29 protein-coding genes are annotated in these 25,101 nt (G+C 48.0%); 16 read left to right on the forward strand and 13 right to left on the reverse strand.

Annotated features, from left to right (window positions below):
• Window positions 1-372: 372 nt before the first annotated feature.
• A complete protein-coding gene (locus J3B89_RS06860; protein WP_215396766.1) occupies window positions 373-1,353 on the forward strand; it encodes a catalase family peroxidase in 981 nt (326 codons plus the stop codon).
• A 152-nt stretch (window positions 1,354-1,505) separates the two neighbouring features.
• On the opposite strand, the gene J3B89_RS06865 is transcribed toward J3B89_RS06860, so the two are convergent.
• The 10 genes from J3B89_RS06865 to ampD all read right to left on the reverse strand — a co-directional run bounded on the left by J3B89_RS06865 (window position 1,506) and on the right by ampD (window position 13,190).
• Window positions 1,506-1,739 carry a TlpA family protein disulfide reductase gene (locus J3B89_RS06865; protein ID WP_215396767.1) on the reverse strand — a complete coding sequence of 78 codons (234 nt, stop codon included), beginning with the start codon at window positions 1,737-1,739 and terminating at the stop codon, window positions 1,506-1,508.
• A 36-nt stretch (window positions 1,740-1,775) separates the two neighbouring features.
• Window positions 1,776-3,188 (reverse strand): dihydrolipoyl dehydrogenase, encoded by a 1,413-nt coding sequence (gene lpdA / locus J3B89_RS06870; RefSeq protein WP_215396768.1) that lies wholly within the window; start codon window positions 3,186-3,188, stop codon window positions 1,776-1,778.
• A 148-nt stretch (window positions 3,189-3,336) separates the two neighbouring features.
• Window positions 3,337-4,983 carry a pyruvate dehydrogenase complex dihydrolipoyllysine-residue acetyltransferase gene (gene aceF, locus J3B89_RS06875; protein WP_215396770.1) on the reverse strand — a complete coding sequence of 549 codons (1,647 nt, stop codon included), beginning with the start codon at window positions 4,981-4,983 and terminating at the stop codon, window positions 3,337-3,339.
• An 11-nt stretch (window positions 4,984-4,994) separates the two neighbouring features.
• Window positions 4,995-7,661: a pyruvate dehydrogenase (acetyl-transferring), homodimeric type gene (aceE, locus tag J3B89_RS06880; protein WP_215396773.1), complete on the reverse strand. Its 2,667-nt coding sequence runs from the start codon at window positions 7,659-7,661 to the stop codon at window positions 4,995-4,997.
• A gap of 64 nt (window positions 7,662-7,725) precedes the next feature.
• Complete coding sequence (pdhR, locus tag J3B89_RS06885) at window positions 7,726-8,484, reverse strand: pyruvate dehydrogenase complex transcriptional repressor PdhR (RefSeq protein ID WP_215396774.1); 759 nt, start codon at window positions 8,482-8,484, stop codon at window positions 7,726-7,728.
• Between the two features lie 204 nt (window positions 8,485-8,688).
• Complete coding sequence (locus J3B89_RS06890) at window positions 8,689-9,942, reverse strand: sensor histidine kinase (protein WP_215396776.1); 1,254 nt, start codon at window positions 9,940-9,942, stop codon at window positions 8,689-8,691.
• Window positions 9,939-10,634, reverse strand: coding sequence for a response regulator transcription factor (locus J3B89_RS06895; protein WP_215396778.1), 696 nt, complete (start codon window positions 10,632-10,634; stop codon window positions 9,939-9,941). Before J3B89_RS06895 ends, J3B89_RS06890 begins: the two co-directional genes overlap by 4 nt.
• Complete coding sequence (locus J3B89_RS06900) at window positions 10,634-11,551, reverse strand: alpha/beta hydrolase (protein ID WP_215396779.1); 918 nt, start codon at window positions 11,549-11,551, stop codon at window positions 10,634-10,636. The genes J3B89_RS06895 and J3B89_RS06900 overlap by 1 nt, the downstream gene beginning before the upstream one ends.
• 131 nt (window positions 11,552-11,682) lie before the next feature.
• Complete coding sequence (gene ampE, locus J3B89_RS06905; RefSeq protein ID WP_215396780.1) at window positions 11,683-12,540, reverse strand: regulatory signaling modulator protein AmpE; 858 nt, start codon at window positions 12,538-12,540, stop codon at window positions 11,683-11,685.
• An 89-nt stretch (window positions 12,541-12,629) separates the two neighbouring features.
• Entirely contained in the window at window positions 12,630-13,190 is a 561-nt protein-coding gene (gene ampD / locus J3B89_RS06910) for a 1,6-anhydro-N-acetylmuramyl-L-alanine amidase AmpD (RefSeq protein ID WP_215396781.1), read from the reverse strand.
• A gap of 68 nt (window positions 13,191-13,258) precedes the next feature.
• Here ampD and J3B89_RS06915 point away from each other — a divergent pair, with 68 nt between their 5' ends.
• The 5 genes from J3B89_RS06915 to J3B89_RS06935 all read left to right on the forward strand — a co-directional run bounded on the left by J3B89_RS06915 (window position 13,259) and on the right by J3B89_RS06935 (window position 16,141).
• Window positions 13,259-13,780 carry a retropepsin-like aspartic protease family protein gene (locus J3B89_RS06915; RefSeq protein WP_215396782.1) on the forward strand — a complete coding sequence of 174 codons (522 nt, stop codon included), beginning with the start codon at window positions 13,259-13,261 and terminating at the stop codon, window positions 13,778-13,780.
• 34 nt (window positions 13,781-13,814) lie between these two features.
• Window positions 13,815-14,693 (forward strand): carboxylating nicotinate-nucleotide diphosphorylase, encoded by an 879-nt coding sequence (nadC, locus tag J3B89_RS06920; RefSeq protein ID WP_215396783.1) that lies wholly within the window; start codon window positions 13,815-13,817, stop codon window positions 14,691-14,693.
• Window positions 14,694-14,743: 50 nt separating this feature from the next.
• Window positions 14,744-15,034 (forward strand): nucleotidyltransferase family protein, encoded by a 291-nt coding sequence (locus tag J3B89_RS06925; protein ID WP_215396784.1) that lies wholly within the window; start codon window positions 14,744-14,746, stop codon window positions 15,032-15,034.
• On the forward strand, window positions 15,031-15,384 hold the full coding sequence (locus tag J3B89_RS06930; protein ID WP_215396785.1) for a HepT-like ribonuclease domain-containing protein: 354 nt from the start codon (window positions 15,031-15,033) through the stop codon (window positions 15,382-15,384). Before J3B89_RS06925 ends, J3B89_RS06930 begins: the two co-directional genes overlap by 4 nt.
• A 97-nt stretch (window positions 15,385-15,481) precedes the next feature.
• Complete coding sequence (locus tag J3B89_RS06935) at window positions 15,482-16,141, forward strand: DUF1294 domain-containing protein (RefSeq protein WP_215396786.1); 660 nt, start codon at window positions 15,482-15,484, stop codon at window positions 16,139-16,141.
• Window positions 16,142-16,165: 24 nt separating this feature from the next.
• On the opposite strand, the gene hepT is transcribed toward J3B89_RS06935, so the two are convergent.
• Both hepT and mntA read right to left on the reverse strand, forming a co-directional pair.
• Window positions 16,166-16,579 carry a type VII toxin-antitoxin system HepT family RNase toxin gene (hepT, locus tag J3B89_RS06940; protein ID WP_215396787.1) on the reverse strand — a complete coding sequence of 138 codons (414 nt, stop codon included), beginning with the start codon at window positions 16,577-16,579 and terminating at the stop codon, window positions 16,166-16,168.
• Window positions 16,572-16,961 (reverse strand): type VII toxin-antitoxin system MntA family adenylyltransferase antitoxin, encoded by a 390-nt coding sequence (mntA, locus tag J3B89_RS06945; protein ID WP_215396788.1) that lies wholly within the window; start codon window positions 16,959-16,961, stop codon window positions 16,572-16,574. Before mntA ends, hepT begins: the two co-directional genes overlap by 8 nt.
• A 540-nt stretch (window positions 16,962-17,501) precedes the next feature.
• Between mntA and J3B89_RS06950 the strand changes: the two genes are divergently transcribed.
• Window positions 17,502-17,948 carry a pilin gene (locus J3B89_RS06950; protein ID WP_285895594.1) on the forward strand — a complete coding sequence of 149 codons (447 nt, stop codon included), beginning with the start codon at window positions 17,502-17,504 and terminating at the stop codon, window positions 17,946-17,948.
• Window positions 17,949-18,071: 123 nt separating this feature from the next.
• On the opposite strand, the gene J3B89_RS06955 is transcribed toward J3B89_RS06950, so the two are convergent.
• Entirely contained in the window at window positions 18,072-18,443 is a 372-nt protein-coding gene (locus J3B89_RS06955) for a hypothetical protein (RefSeq protein ID WP_215396789.1), read from the reverse strand.
• Between the two features lie 393 nt (window positions 18,444-18,836).
• Between J3B89_RS06955 and J3B89_RS06960 the strand changes: the two genes are divergently transcribed.
• The 9 genes from J3B89_RS06960 to coaE all read left to right on the forward strand — a co-directional run bounded on the left by J3B89_RS06960 (window position 18,837) and on the right by coaE (window position 25,064).
• Window positions 18,837-19,016 (forward strand): hypothetical protein, encoded by a 180-nt coding sequence (locus J3B89_RS06960; RefSeq protein WP_215396790.1) that lies wholly within the window; start codon window positions 18,837-18,839, stop codon window positions 19,014-19,016.
• 3 nt (window positions 19,017-19,019) lie between these two features.
• Window positions 19,020-19,424 (forward strand): type II toxin-antitoxin system YafO family toxin, encoded by a 405-nt coding sequence (locus tag J3B89_RS06965; protein WP_215396791.1) that lies wholly within the window; start codon window positions 19,020-19,022, stop codon window positions 19,422-19,424.
• Window positions 19,425-19,434: 10 nt separating this feature from the next.
• The gene (locus J3B89_RS06970) at window positions 19,435-19,707 is read left to right on the forward strand and encodes a hypothetical protein (RefSeq protein WP_215396792.1); all 273 of its coding nucleotides are present in this window, start codon (window positions 19,435-19,437) and stop codon (window positions 19,705-19,707) included.
• A 147-nt stretch (window positions 19,708-19,854) separates the two neighbouring features.
• Complete coding sequence (locus J3B89_RS06975) at window positions 19,855-20,100, forward strand: type II toxin-antitoxin system CcdA family antitoxin (protein ID WP_215396793.1); 246 nt, start codon at window positions 19,855-19,857, stop codon at window positions 20,098-20,100.
• Window positions 20,100-20,396, forward strand: a complete 297-nt coding sequence (locus J3B89_RS06980) for a CcdB family protein (protein WP_215396794.1) — start codon at window positions 20,100-20,102, stop codon at window positions 20,394-20,396. The genes J3B89_RS06975 and J3B89_RS06980 overlap by 1 nt, the downstream gene beginning before the upstream one ends.
• 175 nt (window positions 20,397-20,571) lie before the next feature.
• On the forward strand, window positions 20,572-22,269 hold the full coding sequence (gene pilB, locus J3B89_RS06985; protein WP_215396795.1) for a type IV-A pilus assembly ATPase PilB: 1,698 nt from the start codon (window positions 20,572-20,574) through the stop codon (window positions 22,267-22,269).
• 79 nt (window positions 22,270-22,348) lie between these two features.
• Window positions 22,349-23,578, forward strand: a complete 1,230-nt coding sequence (locus J3B89_RS06990) for a type II secretion system F family protein (protein ID WP_215396796.1) — start codon at window positions 22,349-22,351, stop codon at window positions 23,576-23,578.
• Window positions 23,578-24,459: a prepilin peptidase gene (locus J3B89_RS06995; protein ID WP_215396797.1), complete on the forward strand. Its 882-nt coding sequence runs from the start codon at window positions 23,578-23,580 to the stop codon at window positions 24,457-24,459. The genes J3B89_RS06990 and J3B89_RS06995 overlap by 1 nt, the downstream gene beginning before the upstream one ends.
• Window positions 24,459-25,064, forward strand: coding sequence for a dephospho-CoA kinase (gene coaE, locus J3B89_RS07000; RefSeq protein WP_215396798.1), 606 nt, complete (start codon window positions 24,459-24,461; stop codon window positions 25,062-25,064). The genes J3B89_RS06995 and coaE overlap by 1 nt, the downstream gene beginning before the upstream one ends.
• Window positions 25,065-25,101 lie beyond the last annotated feature (37 nt).

Genomic DNA, 25,101 nt, shown 5'->3' on the forward strand with positions numbered 1-25,101 from the left:
GGTGTATTGCTTTTGGCCCAAGGCCAGCGGGGAGATAAGCAGTAATAGCGGTAAAGTAAAACGCATCCAGCGCATAAGGCGTCCCTGAATTATGGAATAAGGATGCTAGCAAGAGGAGGATTGCGCGGCAAGTAGCATATGCCTGAGTGATTACTATTGCTTAACTCTGTCAGCCTAAGGTTTTCGGAATATAAATTATCAACGACACTGACCCCATCGACTAGCATACATTAACGCATTGCGCCGATTTAGATTATCTGCAGCATAATTTAGACAGTTTAACGCCCAAATAAAATTCCCTCAGCGTAACATTGACAACTCTAGAGCCAACATCAATTCTCTGGTGATCATTTACAGCAACGCGAGGAAATTATGAATAAAAAAATATCAGTTATTGCCGCCGTCGTATTATCTATGGTCAGCGCAGCTGGGCAAGCTCAAGACATCGGGACTATTGCAACAAAAACAGTAGATACTTTTACTGAACTTGCCTCAGGGCCACATCATGGCTTTAGAGCTAACCATGCAAAAGGCACATTTCTGACAGGCAGCTTTACGCCCACTGCAGAAGCACAGCAGCTGAGTGTTGCACCGCATTTTCAAGCAACGGTTCCAGTTGTTGTACGGTTTTCTACTGGCACTGGTGTGCCTGCACTACCAGACGCATCTCCGCATGCACGCCCATATGGGATGGCCATCCGCTTTAACTTAGCCGATGGCGGCTTTACCGACATCGTCAGCATATCTCATAACGGTTTTCCGGTAGCGACACCTGAAAAGTTTCTGGAACTGTTAACTTTAATTAAAAATGCGCCAGCAGACACTGCCATACCTTCAGCGCTGGATAAGTTTATGGCTGCACATCCTGCGGCTGCAGCTTTTGCTGCCGCATCGAAACCGGTACCGGTGAGTTTTGCCAACCAACCGTTTTTTGGCGTTAACAGTTTTATCTTTGAAAACCATTCAGGTAAGCAGCAGTACTTCCGCTACCGGATAATCCCCAAAGCTGGTGAGAAATATATGGAAACGGCCGAAGCAGAAAACGCAGCAACCGATGTACTGATGCAGGAGATCGGTCAACGAGTGCAGTCAGCAGCTGTAGAATATATATTACAAGCGCAATTACCCAAGGACGGCGACCCGTTGTTGGATGGCAGCCAGCCCTGGCCAAATGACCGCAACATCGTAGAACTTGGAACATTGCGGCTAAACGCAGTACCGCAGGAGATATCTCACCTTGATAAACAAATGTTTAACCCTCTTGCTTTGCCAAAAGGCATAACGGCAAGTGCAGATCCAGTACTACAATTTCGCCCGGTAGTTTATGCAGTAAGTTTCGGCCGCCGCTTGTAAAAGCAAACCGCAGAGATAGTCAAAGCAGCACCTGATTAATCATCGTTGATCAGGTGCTCAAGCTCTTATCAGACTATAGTTATCGCTTTTGCGGCTTTCACCGCAAACGTTGTGCTCAAATAACGCAATACAAATACTTTGATGAAAAACCGCTAACGGCTAAGCAACCAAAGCCCCAGCGCGCTACTATGCCCAAGCGGCTTTGCAGTAATGTTGCCCTGCCTATCAATAACATAATAGATAGGAAATGCCTGAATCTGATAATCCGTTGCCATTTGCTGATTGCCCAGTAATACCGGCACCTGTAAGTCTAAATCTGCGATAAAGTTAGCAGCCTGCTCAGAGGAATCATATTGCATGGCGCTTAAAAACAACAAAGGCCGCATTCGCGGCCTTTGTGTTAAACACTCAACTCAGAAAAATTACTTTTTCTTCGCTTTCGGGTTTGGCAGGTCGGTGATTGAGCCTTCGTAAATCTCGGCGGCTAAGCCGATAGACTCGTTCAGCGTTGGGTGAGCATGGATGGTTAACGCGATATCTTCAGCGTCGGCACCCATTTCTACTGCTAAGCAGATTTCACCCAGCATTTCACCGGCGTTAATACCAACAATAGCGCCACCCAGAATACGGTGGGTTTCTTTGTCAAAAATCAGCTTGGTGAAGCCTTCAGTACGGGCAGAAGCGATTGCACGGCCTGACGCTGCCCATGGGAAGGTAGCAGTTTCAATTTTTAAGCCCTGCTCTTTCGCTTCTTTCTCGGTAACGCCTGTCCAGGCCATTTCCGGGTCGGTATACGCTACTGACGGAATGCAGCGCGGGTCGAAGTAGTGCTTCTGGCCGGCAATGACTTCAGCGGCTACATGGCCTTCGTGTACCGCTTTATGCGCTAACATTGGCTGGCCGATAACGTCACCGATAGCATAGATATGGCCAACGTTAGTACGCAGTTGCTTATCTACATTGATAAAGCCGCGCTCGTCTACGTTAACACCGGCTTTAGCGGCATCTAACAGGTTGCCATTTGGCTTACGGCCAACTGCTACCAGGATTTTGTCGTAACGCACTGCTTTTTCTGGCGCGTTTTTACCTTCGAAAGTTACGTATAAACCGTCTTTTTTCGCTTCTACACCAACAACTTTGGTAGACAACATAATGTTGTAGTTGTCTTTGTTGTACTTGGTGTAGGCTTTAACGATGTCAGCGTCAGCCGCTGGTACTAACTGATCAGCAAATTCTACTACTGATACTTTAGAACCCAGTGCGCGATACACGGTACCCATTTCCAGGCCGATAATACCGCCGCCTAATACCAGCATTTCGCCCGGAATGTCTTTTAATTCCAGCGCGCCGGTAGAATCGATAATACGGTCGTCATCTTTTGGAATAAACGGCAGTGATACCGGCTCTGAACCAGCAGCAATAATGGCGTGTTCAAAGGTAATTTTAGTGTCGCCAACCTGTAAGGTGTTAGCACCGGTAAATTTACCGTAACCGGTAACTACCTTCACTTTACGCATTTTCGACATACCGGCCAGGCCGTTAGTCAGTTGGCCAACTACTTTGTCTTTCCAGCTACGGATTTTGTCTAAATCAATTTTCGGCTCACCAAAAGTAACGCCGTGCGACGCCATATCGCGGGCATCGTCAATAACCTTAGCAACGTGTAATAAGGCTTTAGACGGAATACAACCTACGTTTAAGCACACACCGCCTAAGGTGCTGCGCGCTTCAACCAGGGTAACGTCCAAACCTAAGTCTGCTGCACGGAAGGCTGCAGAATAACCACCAGGGCCTGCGCCCACAACTACTACCTGAGTTTTGATATCGTTGCTCATCGTATTACCTTTTCATTGAGTCGGTGTTCTGACAGCGTCACTTTGTAGGGTACGGCTATCAGGCGAAAAAAGTGGCAGAATTTTAACATCCTGCCTGAGCGATGTCCCGTAACTTTTCAGCACGGGACACAAAATTCGCTCTTAGCTGTTACATAATGATCTGGCGAATATCGGCCAGATAGCTGGCCAGCGTCGCGGTAAAGCGTGCTGCCAGGGCGCCGTCGATAACGCGGTGATCGTAAGATACACTTAGCGGTAGCATCAGCTTGGGTTCAAACTCTTTACCGTTCCATTTCGGTTTAATGTCTGATTTCGACACCCCTAATATGGCGACTTCCGGCGCATTTACAATAGGCGTAAACGCCGTACCGCCAATGCCACCTAAGCTTGATATGGTAAAGCAGCCGCCCTGCATATCAGCAGCAGTTAACTTACCTTCGCGCGCTTTTACCGAAATGTCCTGCAACTCGCGTGACAGCTCGATAATGCCTTTTTTGTTTACATCACGTACTACCGGCACTACCAGGCCATTGGGCGTATCGACCGCTATGCCTAAATGCACGTATTTCTTCAGAATTAAGCTGGCGCCATCTTCCGACAATGAGCTGTTAAAGGTTGGAAATTCTTCCAGCGCCTTAGCCACTGCTTTCATAATAAACACCAGCGGGGTGTACTTCACGCCGAGTTTTTTCTTCTCGGCCAGTGTATTTTGCTCTTTACGGAAGTCTTCCAGGCCGGTGATATCGGCTTCATCAAACTGGGTAACATGCGGAATACGTACCCAGTTACGGTGTAAATTATTGCCGGATAACTTCTGAATGCGCGACAGTGGCTTGGCTTCTACTTCACCGAACTTGGCAAAATCAACTTTTGGCCAGGCAATTAAGTCAAAGCCCATGCTATTGCCTGAGCCAGTACCTGCAGTTGCACCGCTTTCAACCTGTTTAACCAGTTGCTTCACGTAGTTTTGCACGTCTTCTTTAACAACGCGGCCTTTGCGGCCTGTGCCGTTAACCTTGGCCAGGTTAATGCCAAACTCACGCGCTAAGCGACGGATAACCGGCGAGGCATGGGCATAGGCGCTGTTTTCAACAAAGCCATCGGCCGCTGTTGTAGAAGCTGAGGCAACTGGCGCTGTTGCAGTAGCAGCGGGTGCAGCTTCAGTTTTGGTTTCCGCTTTAGTTTCAGCTTTTGGCGCTTCAGTTGCTGCCGCAGGTGAAGCATCGGCTGAACCTGTGGTTTCAAACACCATTATCAGGCTTCCGGTAGAAACCTTATCGCCTACGCTGATTTTAATTTCTTTAACCTTACCGGCGAACGGCGCCGGCACTTCCATACTGGCTTTGTCACCTTCAACACTAAGCAAAGACTGATCTTCGCTTACCGTATCGCCAACTTTCACCATAATTTCAGTCACTTCAACGGCGTCACCACCAATATCCGGTACTTTTACATCTTGTACACTGGCGGTTTTGCTTTCAGTTTTGGCTTCGGTTTTAGTTTCAGCCTTGCTGTCTGCTTTGGCTTCTTCCTTTGCCGGTGCAGCATCTGCTTTGGCAGCGCCTTCGCCTTCAAAGGTCATAATCAGGCTGCCGGTTTTAACCTTGTCGCCTACTTTTACTTTAATTTCTTTTACTACACCGGCGTCATTGGCCGGTACTTCCATAGAAGCCTTGTCACCTTCTACGCTTAGCAGCGATTGGTCGGCAGCTACTTTGTCACCGACTTTTACCAGAATTTCGGTTACTTCAACTTCATCAGCACCAATATCCGGTACATGAATTTCAATAGTCATGTGTAATCCTCTTATGCGTACAGCGGGTTGGTTTTGCCGCTGTCGATGCCGAATTTCTTAAGCGCATCTGTCACTACGGTTTTCTTCAACTCGCCCTGCTTCACCAGCTCGCTCAGTGCGGCCACTACGATATAACCAGCGTTCACTTCAAAGTGGCGGCGCAGGTTTTCACGGCTGTCAGAACGGCCAAAACCGTCGGTGCCCAACACTTTGTAAGACGTAGCCGGAATAAAAGCACGTACCTGATCGGCGTAGTTTTTCATATAGTCGGTAGCAGCAATGGCTGGCGCTTTGTTCATTACCGTAGCAATGTACGGCGTTTTAGCCTTGGCATCCGGGTTTAGCATATTAAAGCGCTCAGCGTCCTGGCCGTCACGCGCCAGTTCGTTAAACGAGGTTACTGAGTACACGTCTGACGCTACGCCGTAATCTTTGCTTAAAATTTCTGCCGCTTTACGCACTTCATTTAAGATAGTGCCTGAGCCCATCAGCTGTACCTTACCGCGATCGCCATTTAAGCTTTCCAGCTTGTAAATACCACGGCGGATACCTTCTTCGGCGCCTTTTGGCATAGCCGGGTGATGGTAGTTTTCATTCATTACGGTGATGTAGTAATAAATGTTTTCCTGATCTTTACCGTACATGCGGCGGATACCGTCTTGCAGAATAACCGCCAGCTCGAAGGCGTAGGTTGGGTCATACGAAATACAGTTGGGTACTGTGCCGGCCAGAATATGGCTGTGACCGTCTTCGTGCTGTAAGCCTTCACCGTTAAGCGTGGTACGGCCCGCCGTAGCACCTAACAGGAAGCCGCGTGCCTGCTGATCACCGGCCAGCCAGGCCATATCGCCCACGCGCTGGAAACCAAACATAGAGTAGTAAATGTAAAACGGGATCATCGGTAAGTCGTTAGTGCTGTACGATGTGGCCGCCGCTACCCAGGACGACATCGCGCCCAGCTCGTTAATACCTTCCTGCAGTACCTGGCCACCCACGTCTTCTTTGTAATAGCTTACTACTGAGCGGTCTTCCGGCGTGTAGTTCTGGCCACCCGGGTTATAAATACCGATTTGGCGGAATAAACCTTCCATACCAAAAGTACGGGCTTCGTCGGCAATAATTGGCACTATTTGCTTACCGATATGCTCGTCTTTCAGCAGAATATTCAGCGCCCGCACATAGGCCATAGTGGTAGAAATTTCGCGTTTTTGCTCTTCTAACAAACCGTCAAAGGCGCTTAATTCCGGCAGCGTTAGTGGCTTGGTAAAGTTAGGCAGGCGCACCGGCGTATAACCGTGCAGCGCTTTGCGCCGTGCGTGCATATATTCCAGCTCTGGCGAGCCTTCAGGCAGCTTAATGTAAGGCAGATCAGCAACCTGTTCTTCGCTAATATAGTCTTCCAGGCCTAAACGCTTGCGCAGTTGCAGCACGTGCGTCATATCCATTTTCTTCACCTGGTGGGCAATGTTCTTGCCTTCTGCCGCTTCGCCCATGCCGTAACCTTTTACTGTTTTCGCCAGGATAACAGTAGGTTTGTCGGTGCATTCCTGCGCTGCTTTAAAGGCCGCAAACAGCTTAGATGGCTCGTGGCCGCCGCGTTTTAAAGCAAAAATTTCTTCGTCGGTCATGTCAGCAACCAGTGCTGCGGTTTCCGGATAACGGCCGAAGAAGTGCTTACGCACATAGGCACCGTCGTTGGCTTTGTAAGTCTGGTAATCACCGTCGATGGTTTCGTTCATCAGCTGTAACAGCTTGCCGGTGGTGTCTTTGGCCAGCAATTTGTCCCAGCCACGGCCCCATACTACTTTAATTACGTTCCAGCCGGCGCCACGGAATAAGCCTTCCAGTTCCTGGATAATTTTACCGTTACCCATTACCGGGCCGTCGAGGCGCTGCAGGTTACAGTTAATTAAGTAACACAGGTTGCCCAGTTTTTCGCGGGCAGCAAAGCTGATAGCACCGCGTGATTCCGGCTCGTCCATCTCGCCATCGCCCAAAAAGGCATAAACGCGCTGGGCGCTGGTGTCTTTTAAACCGCGGCCGTGTAAATACTTTAAAAACCGCGCCTGATAAATAGAAGCAATAGGGCCTAAACCCATAGACACAGTAGGGAACTGCCAAAACTCCGGCATTAATTTCGGGTGCGGGTAGCTGGATAAGCCTTTGCCGTCTACTTCCTGACGGAAGCTGTCCAGTTGCTCTGCCGTTAAGCGGCCTTCAACAAAAGCACGGGCATAAATACCCGGTGAAATATGGCCCTGGTAATACACTAAATCGCCGCCGTCTTTTTCGTTCGGTGCGCGGAAGAAGTGGTTAAAACAGGTTTCATAAAACGCCGCAGAAGACTGGTAAGACGCCATATGGCCGCCTAAATCCAGCTCTTTTTTTGAGCCGCGCAGTACAATCATAATGGCATTCCAGCGGATCACCGAGCGGATACGTCGTTCCAGGTTAACATCGCCGGGGTAAGCCGGCTCTTGTTGCGGTGGAATGGTGTTAATGTAGTTGGTAGTTACACCGGTTGGCATAGCAACGCCTTCTAACCGGGCTTGCTCCAGTACCTGCTCCAGCAGGAACTGCGCGCGCTCTACCCCTTCAGTGCGAACAACCGATTCCAGCGCTTCAAGCCACTCTTTGGTTTCCAGAGCGTCGATGTCAACTTTACTGACTTCAGACATATCGAGGTTTCCTTTGGTTATGCACGCCTGTGTTTTAAATGCACAGCTGCGTTAAAAATAATGATCAGCCTTGTTGGGTGCGCCGTAGCGAGCGTTCAATACGCGAACGCTCTTTACCTACATCCAGCAAAGCTTCTTCGATAAAGGCCAGATGGCCATTACTGGCCTGGCGCGCCTTCTCCGGCTCACCATTTATGACCGCTTGCATCAGCCGTTGCCGATGCGAATTCAGCTGGCCGACTATGCCTTCCTTCTGCTGCAGGGTTTCCAGGTTAACCCGGATATTCTGCTCCACCAGTGGCGTTAAGCCACGCACTAAATGCAGTAAAACCACATTGTGTGACGCCTCTGCCACTGCTAAATAAAAACTGCCTACTGCTTTGGCTTCTGCTTCCAGATCATTTAACTGCTGCGCATCACAAATAGCATCATAGTGGCGCTTAATCTGGTCAAAATCGGCCGTTGTGCCACGCAATGCGGCGTAATAAGCACATATACCTTCCAGCGCGTGGCGAAATTCCAGTAAATCAAACTGCGATTCAGGATGGCGTGCTATTAATTCAAACAATGGATCAGTAAGGCCGGCGGTCATATTGTCGCACACATAGGTGCCACCACCCTGACGGCGGCTAAGCAGGCCTTTGGCTTCCAGCTTTTGAATGGCCTCGCGCAATGACGGGCGCGATACGGCAAACATTTGAGCTAAATCACGCTCGGGTGGCAGCTTTTGGCCCGGTGCAAAACTGCCCTCCAGCAACATGTTTTCCAGTTGCTCAACAATGCGATCAGAGAGTTTAGCCGGTTTAATTTTAAAATCTGCCATGCCGTGTTGAGGTTTCCCGTGGGCTGTAAGCCTTTTTGTAAATTGGTATTACCAATTTGTTTTTAGTGGCGATAAGGTAACAGTTTCTGCTTAGCAAGTAAATAAAGCAGAGATTACCGGCAAAGGCAAAAGCAGAAAATAGTTAGAGTAATAACTCAGTATGCAGCCGCTGGCAACGCTGCCGGAAGAATTGGTCTGACCAGGCTAGTTTGACGGAAATTTTAAACTGATACAGGTGCCGCACGCATCGCTATGCAGCTGATAGCCTATATGCCATTTATCACACAAGCGCTTTACCAGTGACAAGCCAAGGCCCATGCCGGTGCTGTTACTGCCTTTAATGCCGCAGTCAAATATTTGCTGTTGTAGCTGCGCATCGATACCGCTGCCACTATCCTGTACCGTTAACACCTGAGCGGCAAAAGCGATGCGGATAACCCCTGCAGCGGTATAGTCAAAGGCATTACCTATAAGGTTGTTTAGCAGCATCAGTAGCGACGTCGGATCTATTGTCAGCTGTGCCGCTGGGGCAATATCCAGTTCGAGTTCAATCGCCTTGCCAGCTAACTTTATCTGCTGCTGTAATACGCTTTGTTCTACCACTGGTAGCAGTGTTACCGGCACTGGCGCTGGCAAATCTTCCCGCGCCAGTAGCATCAGGGTTTCGATAGTCTGGTTTATCTGCAACTGTGCCTGTTGCAAGCGTTCGACATACTGTAATTGCTGTGGCGTTAAAGGGCTATGTTGTAGCAAGGTAAGGGCGCCCTGCATTACCGTAAGTGGTGTACGCAGCTCATGTGACACATCCTGGGTAAATTGCTGTTCACGGCCAATAAACCCGGCCAGCCGCTGCCAGGCGGCTTGCAGTGCGCGCGCTAAGCGGCCAATTTCGTCGGCGGCAAAATTGTCGGCAAAACTGCTGGTAACTGGCTTGGCTGGCTGCAAGCCCGTGCTGTCAACCAACTGCGTCAGCTTATATAACGGTTTAAGCAGCCGCCTTGCCAATAAATAAGCAAAGACGGCAGAACACAGCAGTACAACGGCCAACAGCAGCATTAAAAATTCAGCCAGTTGTGGCCGCATCGCTCTGACTACCAGTTGCCCGGTTACATCTGCCAGCAAAAAGCCACGCGACAACCGGATAAGGTGGTAATGCCGGCCATTGTCCAACGCGAATTCGCTGCGTTCAGGCGCCTGTTGTAATCTGGTTTGGATCTGCTTTGGCAACGCTGAAATATCACTGGCATAAGTTACAAACTGCAGATGCGTCTGTATTGTGCTACCGGCTGCTAATTGTTGTTCAGCGTAAGCCGCTTCCGCTTGCAGTAAGGTTTCAAACAGTTGATCTTCGGTATGGTAAGCAAAAATAATGGCACTGACGCCAAACAACACCCCAACCAGCATGGAGCTGGCGATAAAGGTCAGCAGAATACGCCGTTGCAGCGATAACACTGTCATAGTGCAGGCTCTGTTTTTAACGCAAAACCCACTCCCAGCCGGGTTTCAATCATCACTGAAGCCCCATGCTGTTGCAAGGTTTTGCGTAACTGATACAGATGGGAGCGCAGCGCGTCTGACTCTGTTGGCTCATCGCCCCAGATTTTACTGCACAGTTCAGCACGGCTTACCGGCCGCGGGTGGGTTTCCAGCAGTATACTAAGCAACTTAAAACCTACCGGCTTTAGCGCCATCAGCTTACTTTCGCAGTGCACCTGATGCAGATGCCGGTTAAGCCTGATATTGCCCAGCACCAGCTGATGATGTTGCTCAAGGTAACGCCTGGCCAGCACCTGCACCCGCACCCACAACTCTGCTAAGTCAAACGGCTTTACCAGATAATCGTCCGCCCCGGCAGCAAAACCATCCAGCTTATGCTGCAGGCTATCACGTGCTGTTAACATCAGAACAGGAATATGCCGGTTCGCCTTTTGCCGCAGCAGGCTACATACGTCCAGGCCATCCAGCTGAGGCAGGGTTAAATCCAGCACTATCACATCGTAATAGTGCTGCAGCGCCAGCGTTGCTCCCTGACGGCCATTTACGGCGAAGTCAACCACCGCCCCCTGCAGGGTAAAGTAATCGGCGATATTGGCCTGTATCGCAAGGTTATCTTCGATAACCAGCACCGTTATCGCACTAGACTGTGTCATTACAACCAGGTCTCGAAATGTTGTACATAGTCTGCCGGCAACACATGGCCGCCCCCGAACACGTAATGCTGTTTATCAGTATTAGGCAAGGCATTAAACAAGGCTTTATTCTGCTTTTTACTGGCATATTCATCATCATTAGCACTAAACAATAGCACCGGGTTATCAGCCAAACCAGTTAGCATATTCAGCGGTGCCACAATTGCCGTGTAGTTGTTGATATGTGGCGGCACCACAGCGGCAACCCGTTTAACCCTGTCGTCTACGGCCGCCAGCAATAAGCTCACGTGGGCGCCCATACTGTATCCGGTTATATCAATCCGCTCAGCATCAAACTGTGGTTGTGTACTCAGCCAGTCCAGCAACACGCGATGATCGCGCACTGTATCAATCAGCATGGCTTCGTAGGGTTCACGCTTTCCCCACCAATGCAGATTATGTAACAGCTCGGCGATACCCAGATCAGGGTCTTTACGCTCACCGTGATTTCTGGCATCGATAGTCACTACGGCATAACCTTTTGCCAGTGCCATGGCAGTGATTTTGTCGGTGCTCTCCCGCGTTGGTCTGTCTTTGTAACTTTCATGCCACCAGCGTACATGAGAACGCCCCATGGCATGGGCACCTATCAGTACCGGCACTGGCCGGGAGATGTTGTTACCGGCTTCAGGTAAGCGCATATAGCCATTTACCCGGGCACCGTCAAAGCTGGTGTAGGAAAAGTGGTAGCCATTGCTGTCATCGCTTTGCAGTGTTAGCTCGACCGGCTGCGATAGCGTATACGCATAACGCTGGTTAATTTCAGTTGCGGTAACACTGTAAGGTTTTAAGCCAAATAAAGCATACCAGCCTGCGGCCAGTGCAGTAATAGCAGCCCCTAAGGTTAGCAGCATTTTTTTCACTCCGGTTTTGTTCATCTTAGTCACCTGTTTCAGGTTGTATTTAACGCAAAACCCAGCATGAGCTGGCAGTTGTGAAATCAACGTGAAATGGAAAAACCAGAATAAAAAAAGGCGCCCTGACGGCGCCTTATAAATAAACCAGTGTTTTAACCTAACCAGCCTGTCAACGTTAATATGGCAGTAAAGGCAAGGAAAAACAGCATATTACGCTTAGCAAGCTGTACCATATAACTGGTGTCGTCCAGCGTGTTAATACTTTCAGTTGGCAATGGCTCTGCAGCTGTGGCTACCTCTACGACTACCTGCTCGTTGCTGGCGGTAAAATCAAGAAAATATCCCAGCAAGGCGGTAGACGCTCGGGAGAAATGCCCCACCAGCGCAAAACCCAAACCAAATAACCGCGCCGGAAACCAGTTAGCCCAATGCGCTACATAATGCACAGCTTTGTTATCGTCGCCCAGACAGACAGCATAATTGGCGGCGTCTTCTTCTGCTACGGCTTCCTGTAAATGCCGCACCAGGGCATAGGTAATTACGCCAAAAACCCCCAGCAGTAAAAACCAGAACACCACAGCAGCGTAATAACGAAAATTCAGCCAGATCAGTAACTGGCCATAACTGCTTTGCTCACGCGTGCTGCCCATATCTGTACGTATTTGCTGCATGGCAATAAAAGCAGCTTCTTCGTCGCCTCTGTCCATCGCATTTAAATACTGCTTATATAACTGACGGTAATGCCAGCAACCAATAGCCACCAGCAATACCAGAGTGTTAACCACCAAACTCAGTAAATGGCTGTCAAGCAGGCACAACACCAGCATAACCACGCTACCTGGTAAAGCCAGCCACAAATATTGCCCCAGGCTATGCGCAGACAACCTGCTTAATGCAGAGCCCGCCGTAAAGCGCACATAAGCACGGCAATAGCCGCTGGCTTGCCATTTATTGCTACGCACAGCCAGGCGCTCAATAATTAATGCCAGCAACATACTGATTAACGTCATACAAACAACTCCTTTATCGCGCGCTTTAGCACACTCTTTTCCCGCACTCTTTATTGCACTTTTTTATTGCGCTTTTTTATTGCGCTTTTTTACACTCTTATTGCATGCGCTATTGCGTTACGGTAGCGCATCCAGTCAAACGCGATGCCGGGGTCGGTTTTACGCCCCGGCGCAATATCACAATGGCCAACAATACGGTCTGGTGTAATAGCCGGATACTGCTGCATTAAAAAACCGGTCAGCGTAATAAGGCTCTGATATTGTTGCTCAGTATACGGCAAATTGTCAGTGCCTTCTAACTCAATACCAATAGAAAAATCGTTACAGCGTTCGCGGCCGTCAAACTGGCTAACGCCGGCATGCCAGGCACGCCGGGCAAAAGGTACGTAATTAAAAATACGGCCATCGCGCCAGATCACGCAGTGCGCCGACACCCTAAGCCCCTGCAAACCGGTAAAACTGCTATGCGCAGTGCAATCCAAGTTACCCATAAATAAGGCATCAACAAAGCTTTGCTCAGGTATAGCCGCAAACTGCCCGGCCGGCAGGCTGATATTATGAATTACCAGTAAACTGATGCTTTCAGCATCGGGGCGCGCATCACAATGCGGGCTTGGGCGGGTTAACATGGCTGGCGGTTTAGCACTCATCGGAAGTTTTGCCTTTGCAGGTCTGTGCCAGTAAGCTATGGGGCTATTGTCAATGCTGGAGCCTTTTAATGCAAGCGCCTGAGCCAACGAACAAATATGGTAAGACCTTTGCTATTATCGCCTGGCTTATTTTAATGGCACTGCTGTTTGTATTTTTTCAGGACACCATCGGCAAGCAGCTTAACCCCAACCAGCAACTAAGTAGTGTACAGGGCAGCGCCGGTGAAATACGCACTGTGCTTATCCGTAATAAAAGCGGCCACTACGTTGGCACAGCACTGGTTAATAACAGCCCGGTAGACTTTATGCTGGACACCGGCGCCACCACTGTTGCCATAGCAGCCAGCACGGCAGAAAAACTGGGCATGCCGTTTGGTGCCGCCATACAGGTAAGCACTGCCAATGGTTTAACCACCGCCTATCGCAGCCGTATTGACCAGCTACAGCTGGGCGACATAGTGCTGACTAATATTCCGGCCAGCATTGTGCCCAACCTTAGCGGTACCGAGATATTGCTGGGCATGAGTGCGCTTAAACAGTTAGAATTCCATCAACAGGGCAATCAGCTCACCCTGATCCAACACAGATAAACGAGCACCACTAACTTTTGTATACACAACGACTATGCCAACTGATTACTCCACACTGCTGCAACAGGAAATTATCCGCTCGGTATCTGCTGCTCTGGCAGAAGATTTAGGCTTTTTACCCCTTAACGAAGGCGATATTACCGCCTCGCTGATACCGCAAAACCAGCAGGCCACCGCCACCATTATTACCCGGGAAAACTGCGTAATATGCGGCACCGCCTTTGCCGACGAAGTATTTCGCCAGTTAGGTAACAACGTTAAGCTGCAATGGCAGGTAAAAGATGGCGACAAGGTAGCCGCCAACACCACCCTGTGTACCTTAAGTGGCCCGGCGCGCATATTATTAACGGGCGAGCGTACCGCACTTAATTTTCTGCAACTGCTAAGCGGCACTGCTACTACCACAGCGCACTATGTGCAGTTTTTGCAAGGCAGCAATACCCGCCTGCTGGATACCCGCAAAACCCTGCCCGGCCTGCGTTTTGCACAAAAATATGCGGTAACTGCCGGTGGCGGCAAAAACCACCGTATTGGCCTGTTTGATGCCTTTTTAATTAAAGAAAACCATATCGCGGCTGCAGGCTCTATCGCGGCCGCAGTTGCCAGCGCCCGGCAAAACTTCCCCGGCAAACCGGTAGAAGTAGAAACCGAAAACCTGCACGAACTGCAACAGGCACTGGATGCCAAAGCCGACATTATTATGCTGGATAACTTTAGTACAGCCGATATTGTACAGGCCGTTAGCATTAACAACGGCCAGGCCAAACTGGAAGTATCGGGCAATATTACCAGTGAACGTTTAACTGAACTTGCAGCCACCGGTGTTGACTATATTTCCAGTGGGGCCTTAACCAAGCATGTACAGGCGATAGACTTATCGATGCGTTTAAGCATTAAACAGGAAACGCTGTAGCAGAAAATTATTCTATACTGCACACTAACTGAAAAAACCCGGAGACTATTATGCGGCCATCGGATGCATTGTCACACAACAGGGCACTTATACACACTCTGGTAGCACGCTATAACGCAACTAATCCGCGTATTTTCGGCTCCGTAGCCATGGCTAAAGATACTGAAGGTAGTGATCTGGATATACTGGTAGATACTTTACCGGGCACAACACTCTTTGATTTAGGCGAACTACAGTTAACTCTGGAAGAAGCTCTCGGCGTACCGGTAGATCTGCTAACGCCAGGCGACTTGCCAAAAAAAATACGCTTATCAGTACTCAGGCAAGCCATTCCGGTATGACGTCAGAAAGAATACTTACCTATGTTGAGCAAATGCTGGAGTCTGTATTTCTGGCTTGCTCTTACATTGAGGGTTTAGAAAAGTCAGACTTTTTGGCCGACAAAAAAACTCAACAAGCAGTAGTGCTAAACCTGCTTGTTTTAGGTGAAACCGCAACAAAAATACTACAAACCCAGCCAGATTTTGCTTCGCAACATGCTGAGATCCCCTGGCGAAGCATGAAAGGTATGCGTAATAGAATTGCACACGGCTATTTTGATATTAATTTAGATCTCGTCTGGGATACCACCAAACAAGCATTGCCCCAGCTACATTTGCAGTTAAAACAGTTAATAAGCAGCTTAAACTAGGGCTTGTTGATATTTCGAGATTAATACGCACCGTTAAATAAACTTCTGTTACAGTGTGCCTGTTTTATTACGCTGTAAAAGCTAACAGGAACACCCGATGCAGTTAACCGGTAAAGTGGTGTTCTGGCGCGACGATAAAGGCTTTGGCTTTATTGTATGCAACCAGACCCGGCAAAAACTGTTTTTTCATATCCGTGATCATGCCGGCACCGCAGGCCGCCCGCAAATGGGTGACACACTGCAATTTAGCGTAAAGCAGGATAAACAAGGCCGCGACATTGCCGCCCCCTGGCAGTTTGTTACAACCCAAAGCACTGCATCAGCTGCGCCACCTAAAGCCGCAGTGCATTCTGACAGACTTAGTATTCAGTACGCCAACCAGATAGCGCTGTTGTTTCGTATCAGTTTTCTTATTGCCGTTATTATTGCTCTGCTGTTTGGCCGCCTGTTGTATATTTTGCCGCTGCTGTACCTTGAAGCCAGCTTATTTACCTACTGGCTATACAAAACCGATAAAGAAGCCGCCATCGCCCGCCACGGCAACCGCCTTACCGAAGAAAGCCTGCAGCTGTTTAGCCTGATTGGCGGCTGGCCCGGTGCTTATATTGCCCAGCAACAACTGGCACATAAACGCAGCAAACAATCGTTCAGGCGTGAATTTGGCTTTGTTATTCTGGGTAATACCTTATTGGTTGTCTGGCTGTTATCGCCGTGGGGAGAGCAATTTTTAGCCCGTATGGCGCTATGGGCAGGGTAATTTAGGCCGGTTAACAATTAGCCCTCAGGCCCATCTGGCTTTTGCCGTATTAATAAAATCAAGCAGCAACTGATACTGCTGCTCTTTGATAATGCTGATAAGAATTGCCGGGCTGAAATTTAAATAATCATGTACCAAAGCGTTACGCATACCTATAATTTTGCGCCATTGCTGTAAATCAGCATTACTCAGCTCCCCCAACTGGTTCAGCTTGGCAAATACACTATAAGCATCTGCCGGTACCACTTTATCCAATTGTTTAAGCCAATGCTTAGCCACGCCGATACAAGCTTCGGCTAAAACCTGTAATTGCCGCTCCGCTGCACTTTGTTCTATGCTGCTCCAGGCGCGTTGCTGCAGAATTTGCTGCAGTTCAGTGAGTTGTTCTTCACATTCTGCTGTATGCTCGCTAATACTCTGCAAATAGTGTTTAAGCATAATTCGCCTGATGATATTGGTAATCCAGTTCCCATTTCGACATTAACCTTGCCTCTGCTAATAATCTTGCGGTGTCATCACGACAATACAGTACGGTATTATCTTCCAGCACACTGATAGCCAGTGGTAAAGGTACCTGCATTATATTAATCACGCTTAGTGCCGGGCAAGCTAATAGCTGTTGCCAATCCAGCGCTAGCAACTCTGGTTGTAACCGCCGCTCCAGCTCGTCAGTCGGCGAGCTGGCAAACAATACCGCCAAATCATAATCACTATCGGTCCGCGCATTACCGCGCGCACGCGAACCGTACAACCATAATGCCAGAATATTTGAATCGGCCGCTGCCATAGCAGCTAGTTGTAGAGTTATCTTGTCAGTCATAACAGCAAATGCCTGTGTTTTATCAAGCAGGTAAGTATGCTTATAACCATATCACATATTCCATTATTTAAGACCTCAAAACGGCCCGGCCTGCCTTAAACGCTCCATAGCAAGGGTTAACAGGAGAGCAGCTATTAATTGCTGTCATATACCACACAGAAATTGAAATATAGCCTCTTATAAAAACCTGCATAACAGTGGTCATTAACTTTGGCCAATAAAGAGCCTCCCACTTTATTTTCACCAAACTCCGTAACCTTTATTGCTTAATAAATGCACTATACTGTCGGTGGTTACACAGTAAATTGCGATAAACAAAACCTGTCTCAGCTGCGTAATCACTTTATTAGAGCTGTAAAACTAGTACTTTATTACTAATAAACATGGTACCAACCTTTATCAGGAACATCTAAAATATTTTTACATTCAAAGCATTACGTGTTTTATATAAATTTAGTTACATTTCACTTGCGGCTCTAAATAAATTGCTCAAAATAACATCTAGCCTTAAAGGCTAAATAAAAATCAGGAGAAGTTAAAATGACTAATATGAAACGTACACAACAAGGTTTTACCTTAATTGAATTAATGATCGTAGTAGCAATTATCGGTATTTTGGCTGCAGTAGCATTGCCAGCGTATCAGGACTATACCCGGTCAGCCCGATCTGCTGGCTTGGTTTCTGCTGCAATGTCTTATAAAACAGCAGTTGATGTTGCTGTTGGCACTGGCGCTATTACAACGGCCGCTGGCATTACTTTAGGAGCAAATGGCGTTCCAACAGCTGCTGATATGCAACGAGATGTGAACGTGGATTCTGCCGCGGTAGCGGCTGGAGTATTGACCATAACAGGCAGTGCCGCTGTAGGTACTGCCTCTAACACATTGACATTAACTCCCGCCATTGATGCAGCAAATTTGACCGTAACATGGACTTGGGGTGGTAACTGCGTTACGACTGGAGTATGTAAAGGTATACCTAACTAATAACCTTCGTGGCCAGATCCAGATGTTAAAAAAGCCAGTTAAACATGCTGGCTTTTTCTATTGCGTTGAACAATTGCCGCATTTAGCTTTCTGCAAAGTCTGGTCTATATACTACTTACTGCACTACCCCACTGACCTCCAAATATAACTTGCCGCAATTCCACTTATTATCATGCCGTAGGCCGATATAAAAAACCACGCAGCGAGTATCCAGTCTTTACGGCTCGCATATTTTTTTACCTCTACCGGATTTAACAATGGATCGCGGGAATTATTAAAACCGCATATGGGTAAAAATATTGCCCAGGCGTACCACATTACCCGCCAACCCGGCCCATCCCATTTGCTGATAGTGTCTTTTCGCGCTGCACGCATTTTTCGCTCTATCGGCCTCATACTGAACTGAGCAAATACCAACCAGGAAATGATGGCTGAAACAAGCAAAAATAAGCTTAGAAATGCAACTGACTGCTCTAAAACAGTGCGCTCAATCATTAGCGTCGACTCCGGATCACATCGTAACCCCAGCCTGACATATCCTTAAATGAACTATCCATTGTTTTTGATAACTTATAGCCAGCATATAAACCTGCTCCAATTAAGACAACCCAACCTACCGGGCCCAGTGCTAGCTTAATAACCTCTGGGATGAGATCCAGATGTTACAAAAGCCAGCTAACGATGCCTGTCTCTTATACACAAATCCCACCGGTATTGTCTTGATCAACTGAACCCCTTTTCTGGTTACCCGCGCTCTGCTTATAACGCCTTCGATTAAAACAGTGAAAATATAATTTTGGCTTGCAACTCGTATGAACAATACGCAAAATAACCAAATTTTTAACCAAAAAGTAAAATAAAAATTCACAAAAAAATAAGGGAAATACAATGCAAAATAAAGTTAGGCCAATTCTGATAAAGAAAAAAGCATCAAATGTTGCCTCTGGCAAATCTGATGAAGCGGTACTGGATGCAACATCAGTTAAGCTCGCCGCCGCACGTTCAAAAAAAGCCATAATGGACGAGGCTGTGCGCTCCAATCAAATATTTATCATTGAGGAGGACTAAGCCTTGAGCAAGGATGTTAAGGTATTTGCCTACAAGCCTTTTAAAGATTCGATTCCAGCCGAAATATACCAGGCTCTGAAAAATAAATTTATACACTACAAAAGCACTGGAGAAACGCCAACTGACTTTGGCAGGGATACGACATTTGACTTTCCGGCGCAGCTAAAAAGCTCTGGGTTGCGGCATATTCATATCAAGGATAATACGTCAAAGCGCTGGAATCTTAAAAAGTTTGCATTCGACAAAACCAGCAATACAGCACTTATATACTGCTCCAATTATTTCAATCCAAATTGCTATTTATTGATAGGTTTGCTGGAAAATGCCCATCAGGTGTATGAGAATAACGTACTTTATCTTTTAGAAATGTCCGATATTGCTGACCGCTTTAGCAATCGCAGTTTTTAAGGAGTAGAAAATGCATACAGAATTACCGTGGGAGTTTGAGCTACCCACAAAGCCAGGCATTTATTTTGTTGCTATTAAACTTGGGCCTGCGGCTGGTGTTTATGATTTTCTTTTATGGAGTGGCAACCAATGGGAAACAGACCAAAAAGGGCGGGTAATTGCTCATGTTGAAGCAAACAGGTTGAAGGAAGCATTGGATATTGCCTGGCCGGAAAAAAGCAGTGTTGAATACCAAAAAAAGCCAAATACAGAAACTGACGATGATTTATGGACCGAAGCATAACCCGTAAAGACGGAACCCTCAGGGTCAGATCCAGATGTTACATTAGCCAGCTAACCATGCTGGCTTTTTCTTTTAACGGCTCGCCCCCTTGAACCATAACTCAATGATGTGTACATTTAATACACACCCTCCCAACAGGATACAACTATGTTAAGCACTGGCCCTGAAGCAACTCACAAAAAACGCACAAATCTCTCTATCGACAGTCAGTTATTGCAAGAGGCAAAACAACTGGGTATTAATGTGTCGCAATCCGCCGAGGCCGGGCTTGCACAAGCTGTTAGTCAGCAAAAACAGCAGCGCTGGCTGCAAGAGAACAGCCAGGCAATTGAAAGCTCAAACGATTTTGTTGCCCATCATGGCTTACCGCTCGCACAGTACCGGCATTTCTAATGGCTCGCTTTGACGTTTATCTATCAGGTAGCGCAGGCCTTTTACTTGATGTTCAGACAAATTTATTAGCAGGCCTGAACACCCGGGTGGTTGTACCTCTATTACCTTTGGACACAGCGCCAAAAGCAGCGAAACGCTTAAACCCTATTTTTGATATTGAAAATCAATCGTATCTGATGGCGACTCAGTTTATGGCAGCCATTCCAGAAACCGAGTTAAAGCAGAAAATAGGCAGCCTGATTGAGCAGCAACAGGAAGTATCCGAAGCACTGGATATGCTGTTTGTTGGTTTCTAGAACCTTTAGAATCTTCGTAACCTTCGGGGGCAACTCCAGATGTTACAGACTATTACCCCCCCCCTTTTACTACAACTGTCCCTTAGCCGCTGTTTAACTTGAATAACCGGCATTTAGTGGCATAATCAAGCAATTCAGAGAAATCTTATTAGCAAAATCAGGATGTTTTCGTTTAATGGCCGTTACCACTACCTCAACACTTTTCAGGCGCCTGGTACAGCTTGGCCTGTTAAACTCTGAGCGAGCCACTAAAGCGGTTGCCGACAAAGGCGGCCAGTATAAAAACCTGCCTGAATTACTGATTAATGAAAAGCTGATTACCGCCACCGCATTAGCGCAAGCTGCGGCCGGCATTAGCCAGGCTATCAGCCTGGATCTGGAGCACTACGATGTTGCCAGCATTCCTGAAGATCTGCGCAACGAAAAACTCATCCGCAAAACCGATATGCTGCCACTGGGCAAACGTGGCCGTAATATTTTTTTGGCAGTGGTTGACCCTACCAATATTCAAACCATTGAAGATTTTGAATTTAATACCGGCTTAAATGCCGAGGTAGTGGTAGTTGAATACGACAAACTGCATAAGTTAATTGATAAGGTATTTGATAGCAGCCTGGGCGGCGACTTTGCCGAAAGCGACTGGGATTTAGGCTCTATGGGCATCGTTGAAACCGACGACGATGACAGCCCGGGTGCCATGCCCGATAAAGAAGACCAGCCGATAATTGCCTTTATTAATAAAATGCTGCTGGATGCCATACGCAAAGGCGCATCCGACTTACACTTTGAACCCTACGAAAAAGTTTACCGCATCCGCTTTCGTATTGACGGCATTTTACACGAAGTTGCCAACCCGCCAGTGGCACTGGCTACCCGGTTATCTGCCCGGTTAAAGGTTATGTCACGGCTGGATATTGCCGAAAAGCGCGTACCGCAGGACGGCCGTATTAAACTAAAGCTGTCGGCGAAAAAATCGATCGATTTTCGCGTTAGTACCCTGCCCACCTTGTGGGGCGAAAAAGTAGTAATGCGTATTCTGGATTCTGACAGCGCCATGCTGGGTATAGATATACTGGGTTATGAAGAACACCAGAAAAAGCTGTATTTAGACGCCCTGGCCCAGCCTCAGGGCATGATACTGGTAACCGGCCCGACAGGCTCTGGTAAAACAGTATCGCTGTATACCGGTTTGGCTATTTTAAATACCAGCGAAACCAATATATCTACCGCGGAAGACCCGGTAGAAATTAACCTGCCCGGCGTGAACCAGGTGCAGGTTAACCCGCGCGCAGGATTAACTTTTGCTTCAGCGTTAAAAGCTTTTTTACGGCAAGACCCCGACGTAGTAATGGTAGGCGAAGTACGCGATTTAGAAACCGCCGAAATTGCCATTAAAGCCGCGCAAACCGGCCACCTGGTATTGTCTACCCTGCACACTAACTCAGCGCCGGAAACCCTTACCCGCTTACTGAATATGGGCGTGCCGTCTTACAACGTGGCCAGTTCAGTGTCGTTAATCATTGCCCAGCGCCTGGCCCGGCGTCTTTGCAGCCACTGCAAACAACCAGAAATACTGCCCGAGCAGGAATTGCTGAAACAAGGTTTTACACCACAGCAACTGCCAACCGTTAAAGTGTTTAAGCCGGTAGGTTGCGACCACTGTACCAACGGCTATAAAGGCCGGGTGGGTATTTATGAAGTTATGCCGGTTAGCGGCAAAATGGCCGATATTATTATGCAGGGCGGTAACTCGCTGGATATTGCCAACCAGGCCCAGTTAGAAGGGGTTAATAACCTGCGCCAGTCGGGCCTGATTAAAGCAGCGGCCGGTTTAACCAGCCTGGCTGAGATAAACCGGGTGACGAAAGGCTAAGCACAAGTGACAAGTGACAAGTGACAAGTGACAACAGATTTTGACTTTTGGCGCTAAGGCGCAGCAACAGGAAACCAACATGGCTCAGGCACAACAATTTAAAATAAAAGAGCTGGAAGCATTTACCTATAAAGGCGTTAACCGGCGCGGTAAAAAAGTTGACGGTGAAATAAAAGGCACCAGTATTGCTGAAGTAAAAGCGCTGCTGCGCCAACAGGGCATTACCCCGTCGGGCGTTAAGAAAAAACCTAAATCGTTATTTGGCGACGGTAAACGCATTACGCCACTGGATATTGCTATTTTTACCCGGCAAATTGCCACTATGCTTGGCGCCGGTGTGCCACTGGTACAATCGATAGACTTAATTGCCAATGGCGCAGACAACAAAAGCCTGCGCACCCTAATGCAAAAAATTTCAGTTAAAGTGCAGGCCGGTTTGCCCTTATCAGAAACCCTGCGCGAGCACCCGAAATACTTTGACGATTTATACTGCGATCTGGTGAAGTCGGGTGAAGCCTCAGGCGCGTTAGATGCCATTTTCGACCGCTTAGCCATGTATAAAGAAAAGGCCGAAGCACTTAAATCTAAAATTAAAAAGGCCATGTTTTACCCGATAGCCGTTTTAGTTATTGCCGGTATCGTTACCTCTATTCTGCTTATTTTTGTAGTACCGCAATTTGCCGAAATTTTTGCCGGTTTTGGCGCACAATTACCTGCCTTTACGTTGTTTGTGCTGGGTATATCAGAGATGATGCAGGCTTATTGGTGGGTAGTACTGGCAGGCTTGATAGCCACTTTTTTTATGGTGAAAAAAGCGTATAGCAGCAACCTGATGTTTCGTACCTGGGCCGACGGCCGTATTATTAAACTGCCGGTAATCGGCAATATTTTAAATAAAGCTGCGGTAGCGCGATATGCCCGCACATTGTCTACCACCTTTGCTGCCGGTGTGCCGTTAATTGAAGCGCTGGAGTCAGCCGCCGGGGCTTCCGGCAACGAGGTATACAAAAATGCCATTTTATTTATCCGTGAAGAAGTCTCTTCCGGTAATCAGATGCATATAGCGATGAAGCAAACCAAACAGTTCCCCGAAATGGTTGTGCAAATGGTGGCTATTGGTGAAGAATCCGGCTCGTTAGACAGTATGCTGGCAAAAGTAGCTAATATTTACGAGCAGGAAGTAGACGACGCCGTAGATGGCTTAACCGCATTGCTGGAACCGATGATTATGGCCGTACTGGGCGTGGTCATTGGCGGCCTTATTATTGCCATGTATTTACCAATCTTCCAAATGGGTTCAATCATCTGATGCAGCAATTAGCAGAACTATTCAGCCTGTATCCGGCATTATTTATTACTGCCACAGCAATATTAAGCCTGATTATCGGCAGCTTTTTAAACGTGGTTATTTACCGCCTGCCCAAGATGATGGAAAACGAATGGCAGCAGGAATATAAAGCCTACTTTCTTTCCACCCCGGCTACAGCGGCAGCACCGGCTAAGTTTAACCTGGCGGTACCACGCTCAAGCTGCCCTGCTTGTAATGCACCGGTATCGGCGCGTGATAATATCCCCGTGCTTAGCTGGCTGCTGCTAAAAGGCAAATGCCGCAGCTGCAACACACCAATAAGCATACGCTACCCGGTGGTAGAAGCCTTAACTGCGGTACTGTCGGCTCTGGTAGCCTGGAAACTGGGTTTTGGTTTGGCGGCCGCAGTGGTTATTTTTACCACCTGGACACTTATCGCCCTTACCTTTATTGATATAGATAAAATGCTGCTGCCTGATCAGCTAACCCTGCCGCTGCTGTGGCTGGCGCTGTTATTCAGCCTTAGTAGTTCAGCCTTTGTTAATCCGGGGCAGGCTATTGTTGGTGCCGCTGCCGGTTACCTCAGTTTATGGAGCGTATACTGGCTGTTTAAATTGCTTACCGGCAAAGAAGGCATGGGCTACGGCGACTTTAAGTTGCTGGCAGTATTTGGTGCCTTGCTGGGCTGGCAACAGTTACCGCTTATTATTCTGCTGTCGTCCTGTGTGGGTGCTGTAGCAGGCGTAATACTGCTAAGTGTGCAGGGTAAAAATAAAGCCACGCCAATCCCCTTTGGCCCTTATATTGCTGCTGCCGGTTGGATAGCCCTGCTATGGGGCGAGCAGATAACCGGCACCTATTTGCGCTATTTGGGCCTGTAATGTCAGCTTTTGTTGTTGGCCTTACCGGCGGCATTGGTTGTGGTAAAAGCACGGTAACAGGGCTGTTTGCCAACCTGGGCGTGCAATATGTTGACGCCGACATTGTAGCGCGTGAAGTGGTAATGCCCGGCACGCCGTGCCTGGCAGCGATAAGCGCACATTTTGGCCCGGATATTTTACACAGCAACGGCGAGCTTAACCGTGCCGGTTTGCGCCAGCGTATATTTAGTAACAACGCAGATAAACTCTGGCTAGAACAACTGCTACACCCGGCCATACGGCAGGAGTTACTGACACAACTGGCTGCGCTGACATCGCCTTATGCATTATTAGTGGCGCCTTTGCTGTTAGAGAATAAACTTAACCACTATGTACAGCGGGTACTGGTAATAGATTTACCTGAAAACCTGCAGCTACAACGGGCTATGGCACGTGACAACGCCAACGAACAGCAGATAAAAGCCATTATGGCGGCGCAAATTTCGCGGCCACAACGGTTGAAACTGGCTGATGATATTCTTAAAAACGACAGCAGTATTGCTGATTTAACACCCCGCGTTGCTGCCTTGCATCAGCATTATTTGCAACTGGCCGCCAGGCTGTAAACGGGGCTTTCAGTCTGCTGTCACAACAGGTGTGACA

It is taken from the genome of Rheinheimera oceanensis (assembly GCF_018831085.1).
GTDB classification, from domain to species: Bacteria; Pseudomonadota; Gammaproteobacteria; order Enterobacterales; family Alteromonadaceae; genus Alishewanella; species Alishewanella oceanensis.

Excerpts from the sequence above, each read along its gene's own strand:
- J3B89_RS06860 (WP_215396766.1), top strand. The coding sequence starts at position 373 with ATGAATAAAAAAATATCAGTTATTGCCGCCGTCGTATTATCTATGGTC.
- J3B89_RS06865 (WP_215396767.1), bottom strand. The coding sequence starts at position 1,739 with ATGCGGCCTTTGTTGTTTTTAAGCGCCATGCAATATGATTCCTCTGAG.
- lpdA (WP_215396768.1), bottom strand. The coding sequence starts at position 3,188 with ATGAGCAACGATATCAAAACTCAGGTAGTAGTTGTGGGCGCAGGCCCT.
- aceF (WP_215396770.1), bottom strand. The coding sequence starts at position 4,983 with ATGACTATTGAAATTCATGTACCGGATATTGGTGCTGATGAAGTTGAA.
- aceE (WP_215396773.1), bottom strand. The coding sequence starts at position 7,661 with ATGTCTGAAGTCAGTAAAGTTGACATCGACGCTCTGGAAACCAAAGAG.
- pdhR (WP_215396774.1), bottom strand. The coding sequence starts at position 8,484 with ATGGCAGATTTTAAAATTAAACCGGCTAAACTCTCTGATCGCATTGTT.
- J3B89_RS06890 (WP_215396776.1), bottom strand. The coding sequence starts at position 9,942 with ATGACAGTGTTATCGCTGCAACGGCGTATTCTGCTGACCTTTATCGCC.
- J3B89_RS06895 (WP_215396778.1), bottom strand. The coding sequence starts at position 10,634 with ATGACACAGTCTAGTGCGATAACGGTGCTGGTTATCGAAGATAACCTT.
- J3B89_RS06900 (WP_215396779.1), bottom strand. The coding sequence starts at position 11,551 with ATGAACAAAACCGGAGTGAAAAAAATGCTGCTAACCTTAGGGGCTGCT.
- ampE (WP_215396780.1), bottom strand. The coding sequence starts at position 12,540 with ATGACGTTAATCAGTATGTTGCTGGCATTAATTATTGAGCGCCTGGCT.
- ampD (WP_215396781.1), bottom strand. The coding sequence starts at position 13,190 with ATGAGTGCTAAACCGCCAGCCATGTTAACCCGCCCAAGCCCGCATTGT.
- J3B89_RS06915 (WP_215396782.1), top strand. The coding sequence starts at position 13,259 with ATGCAAGCGCCTGAGCCAACGAACAAATATGGTAAGACCTTTGCTATT.
- nadC (WP_215396783.1), top strand. The coding sequence starts at position 13,815 with ATGCCAACTGATTACTCCACACTGCTGCAACAGGAAATTATCCGCTCG.
- J3B89_RS06925 (WP_215396784.1), top strand. The coding sequence starts at position 14,744 with ATGCGGCCATCGGATGCATTGTCACACAACAGGGCACTTATACACACT.
- J3B89_RS06930 (WP_215396785.1), top strand. The coding sequence starts at position 15,031 with ATGACGTCAGAAAGAATACTTACCTATGTTGAGCAAATGCTGGAGTCT.
- J3B89_RS06935 (WP_215396786.1), top strand. The coding sequence starts at position 15,482 with ATGCAGTTAACCGGTAAAGTGGTGTTCTGGCGCGACGATAAAGGCTTT.
- hepT (WP_215396787.1), bottom strand. The coding sequence starts at position 16,579 with ATGCTTAAACACTATTTGCAGAGTATTAGCGAGCATACAGCAGAATGT.
- mntA (WP_215396788.1), bottom strand. The coding sequence starts at position 16,961 with ATGACTGACAAGATAACTCTACAACTAGCTGCTATGGCAGCGGCCGAT.
- J3B89_RS06950 (WP_285895594.1), top strand. The coding sequence starts at position 17,502 with ATGACTAATATGAAACGTACACAACAAGGTTTTACCTTAATTGAATTA.
- J3B89_RS06955 (WP_215396789.1), bottom strand. The coding sequence starts at position 18,443 with ATGATTGAGCGCACTGTTTTAGAGCAGTCAGTTGCATTTCTAAGCTTA.
- J3B89_RS06960 (WP_215396790.1), top strand. The coding sequence starts at position 18,837 with ATGCAAAATAAAGTTAGGCCAATTCTGATAAAGAAAAAAGCATCAAAT.
- J3B89_RS06970 (WP_215396792.1), top strand. The coding sequence starts at position 19,435 with ATGCATACAGAATTACCGTGGGAGTTTGAGCTACCCACAAAGCCAGGC.
- J3B89_RS06975 (WP_215396793.1), top strand. The coding sequence starts at position 19,855 with ATGTTAAGCACTGGCCCTGAAGCAACTCACAAAAAACGCACAAATCTC.
- J3B89_RS06980 (WP_215396794.1), top strand. The coding sequence starts at position 20,100 with ATGGCTCGCTTTGACGTTTATCTATCAGGTAGCGCAGGCCTTTTACTT.
- pilB (WP_215396795.1), top strand. The coding sequence starts at position 20,572 with ATGGCCGTTACCACTACCTCAACACTTTTCAGGCGCCTGGTACAGCTT.
- J3B89_RS06990 (WP_215396796.1), top strand. The coding sequence starts at position 22,349 with ATGGCTCAGGCACAACAATTTAAAATAAAAGAGCTGGAAGCATTTACC.
- J3B89_RS06995 (WP_215396797.1), top strand. The coding sequence starts at position 23,578 with ATGCAGCAATTAGCAGAACTATTCAGCCTGTATCCGGCATTATTTATT.
- coaE (WP_215396798.1), top strand. The coding sequence starts at position 24,459 with ATGTCAGCTTTTGTTGTTGGCCTTACCGGCGGCATTGGTTGTGGTAAA.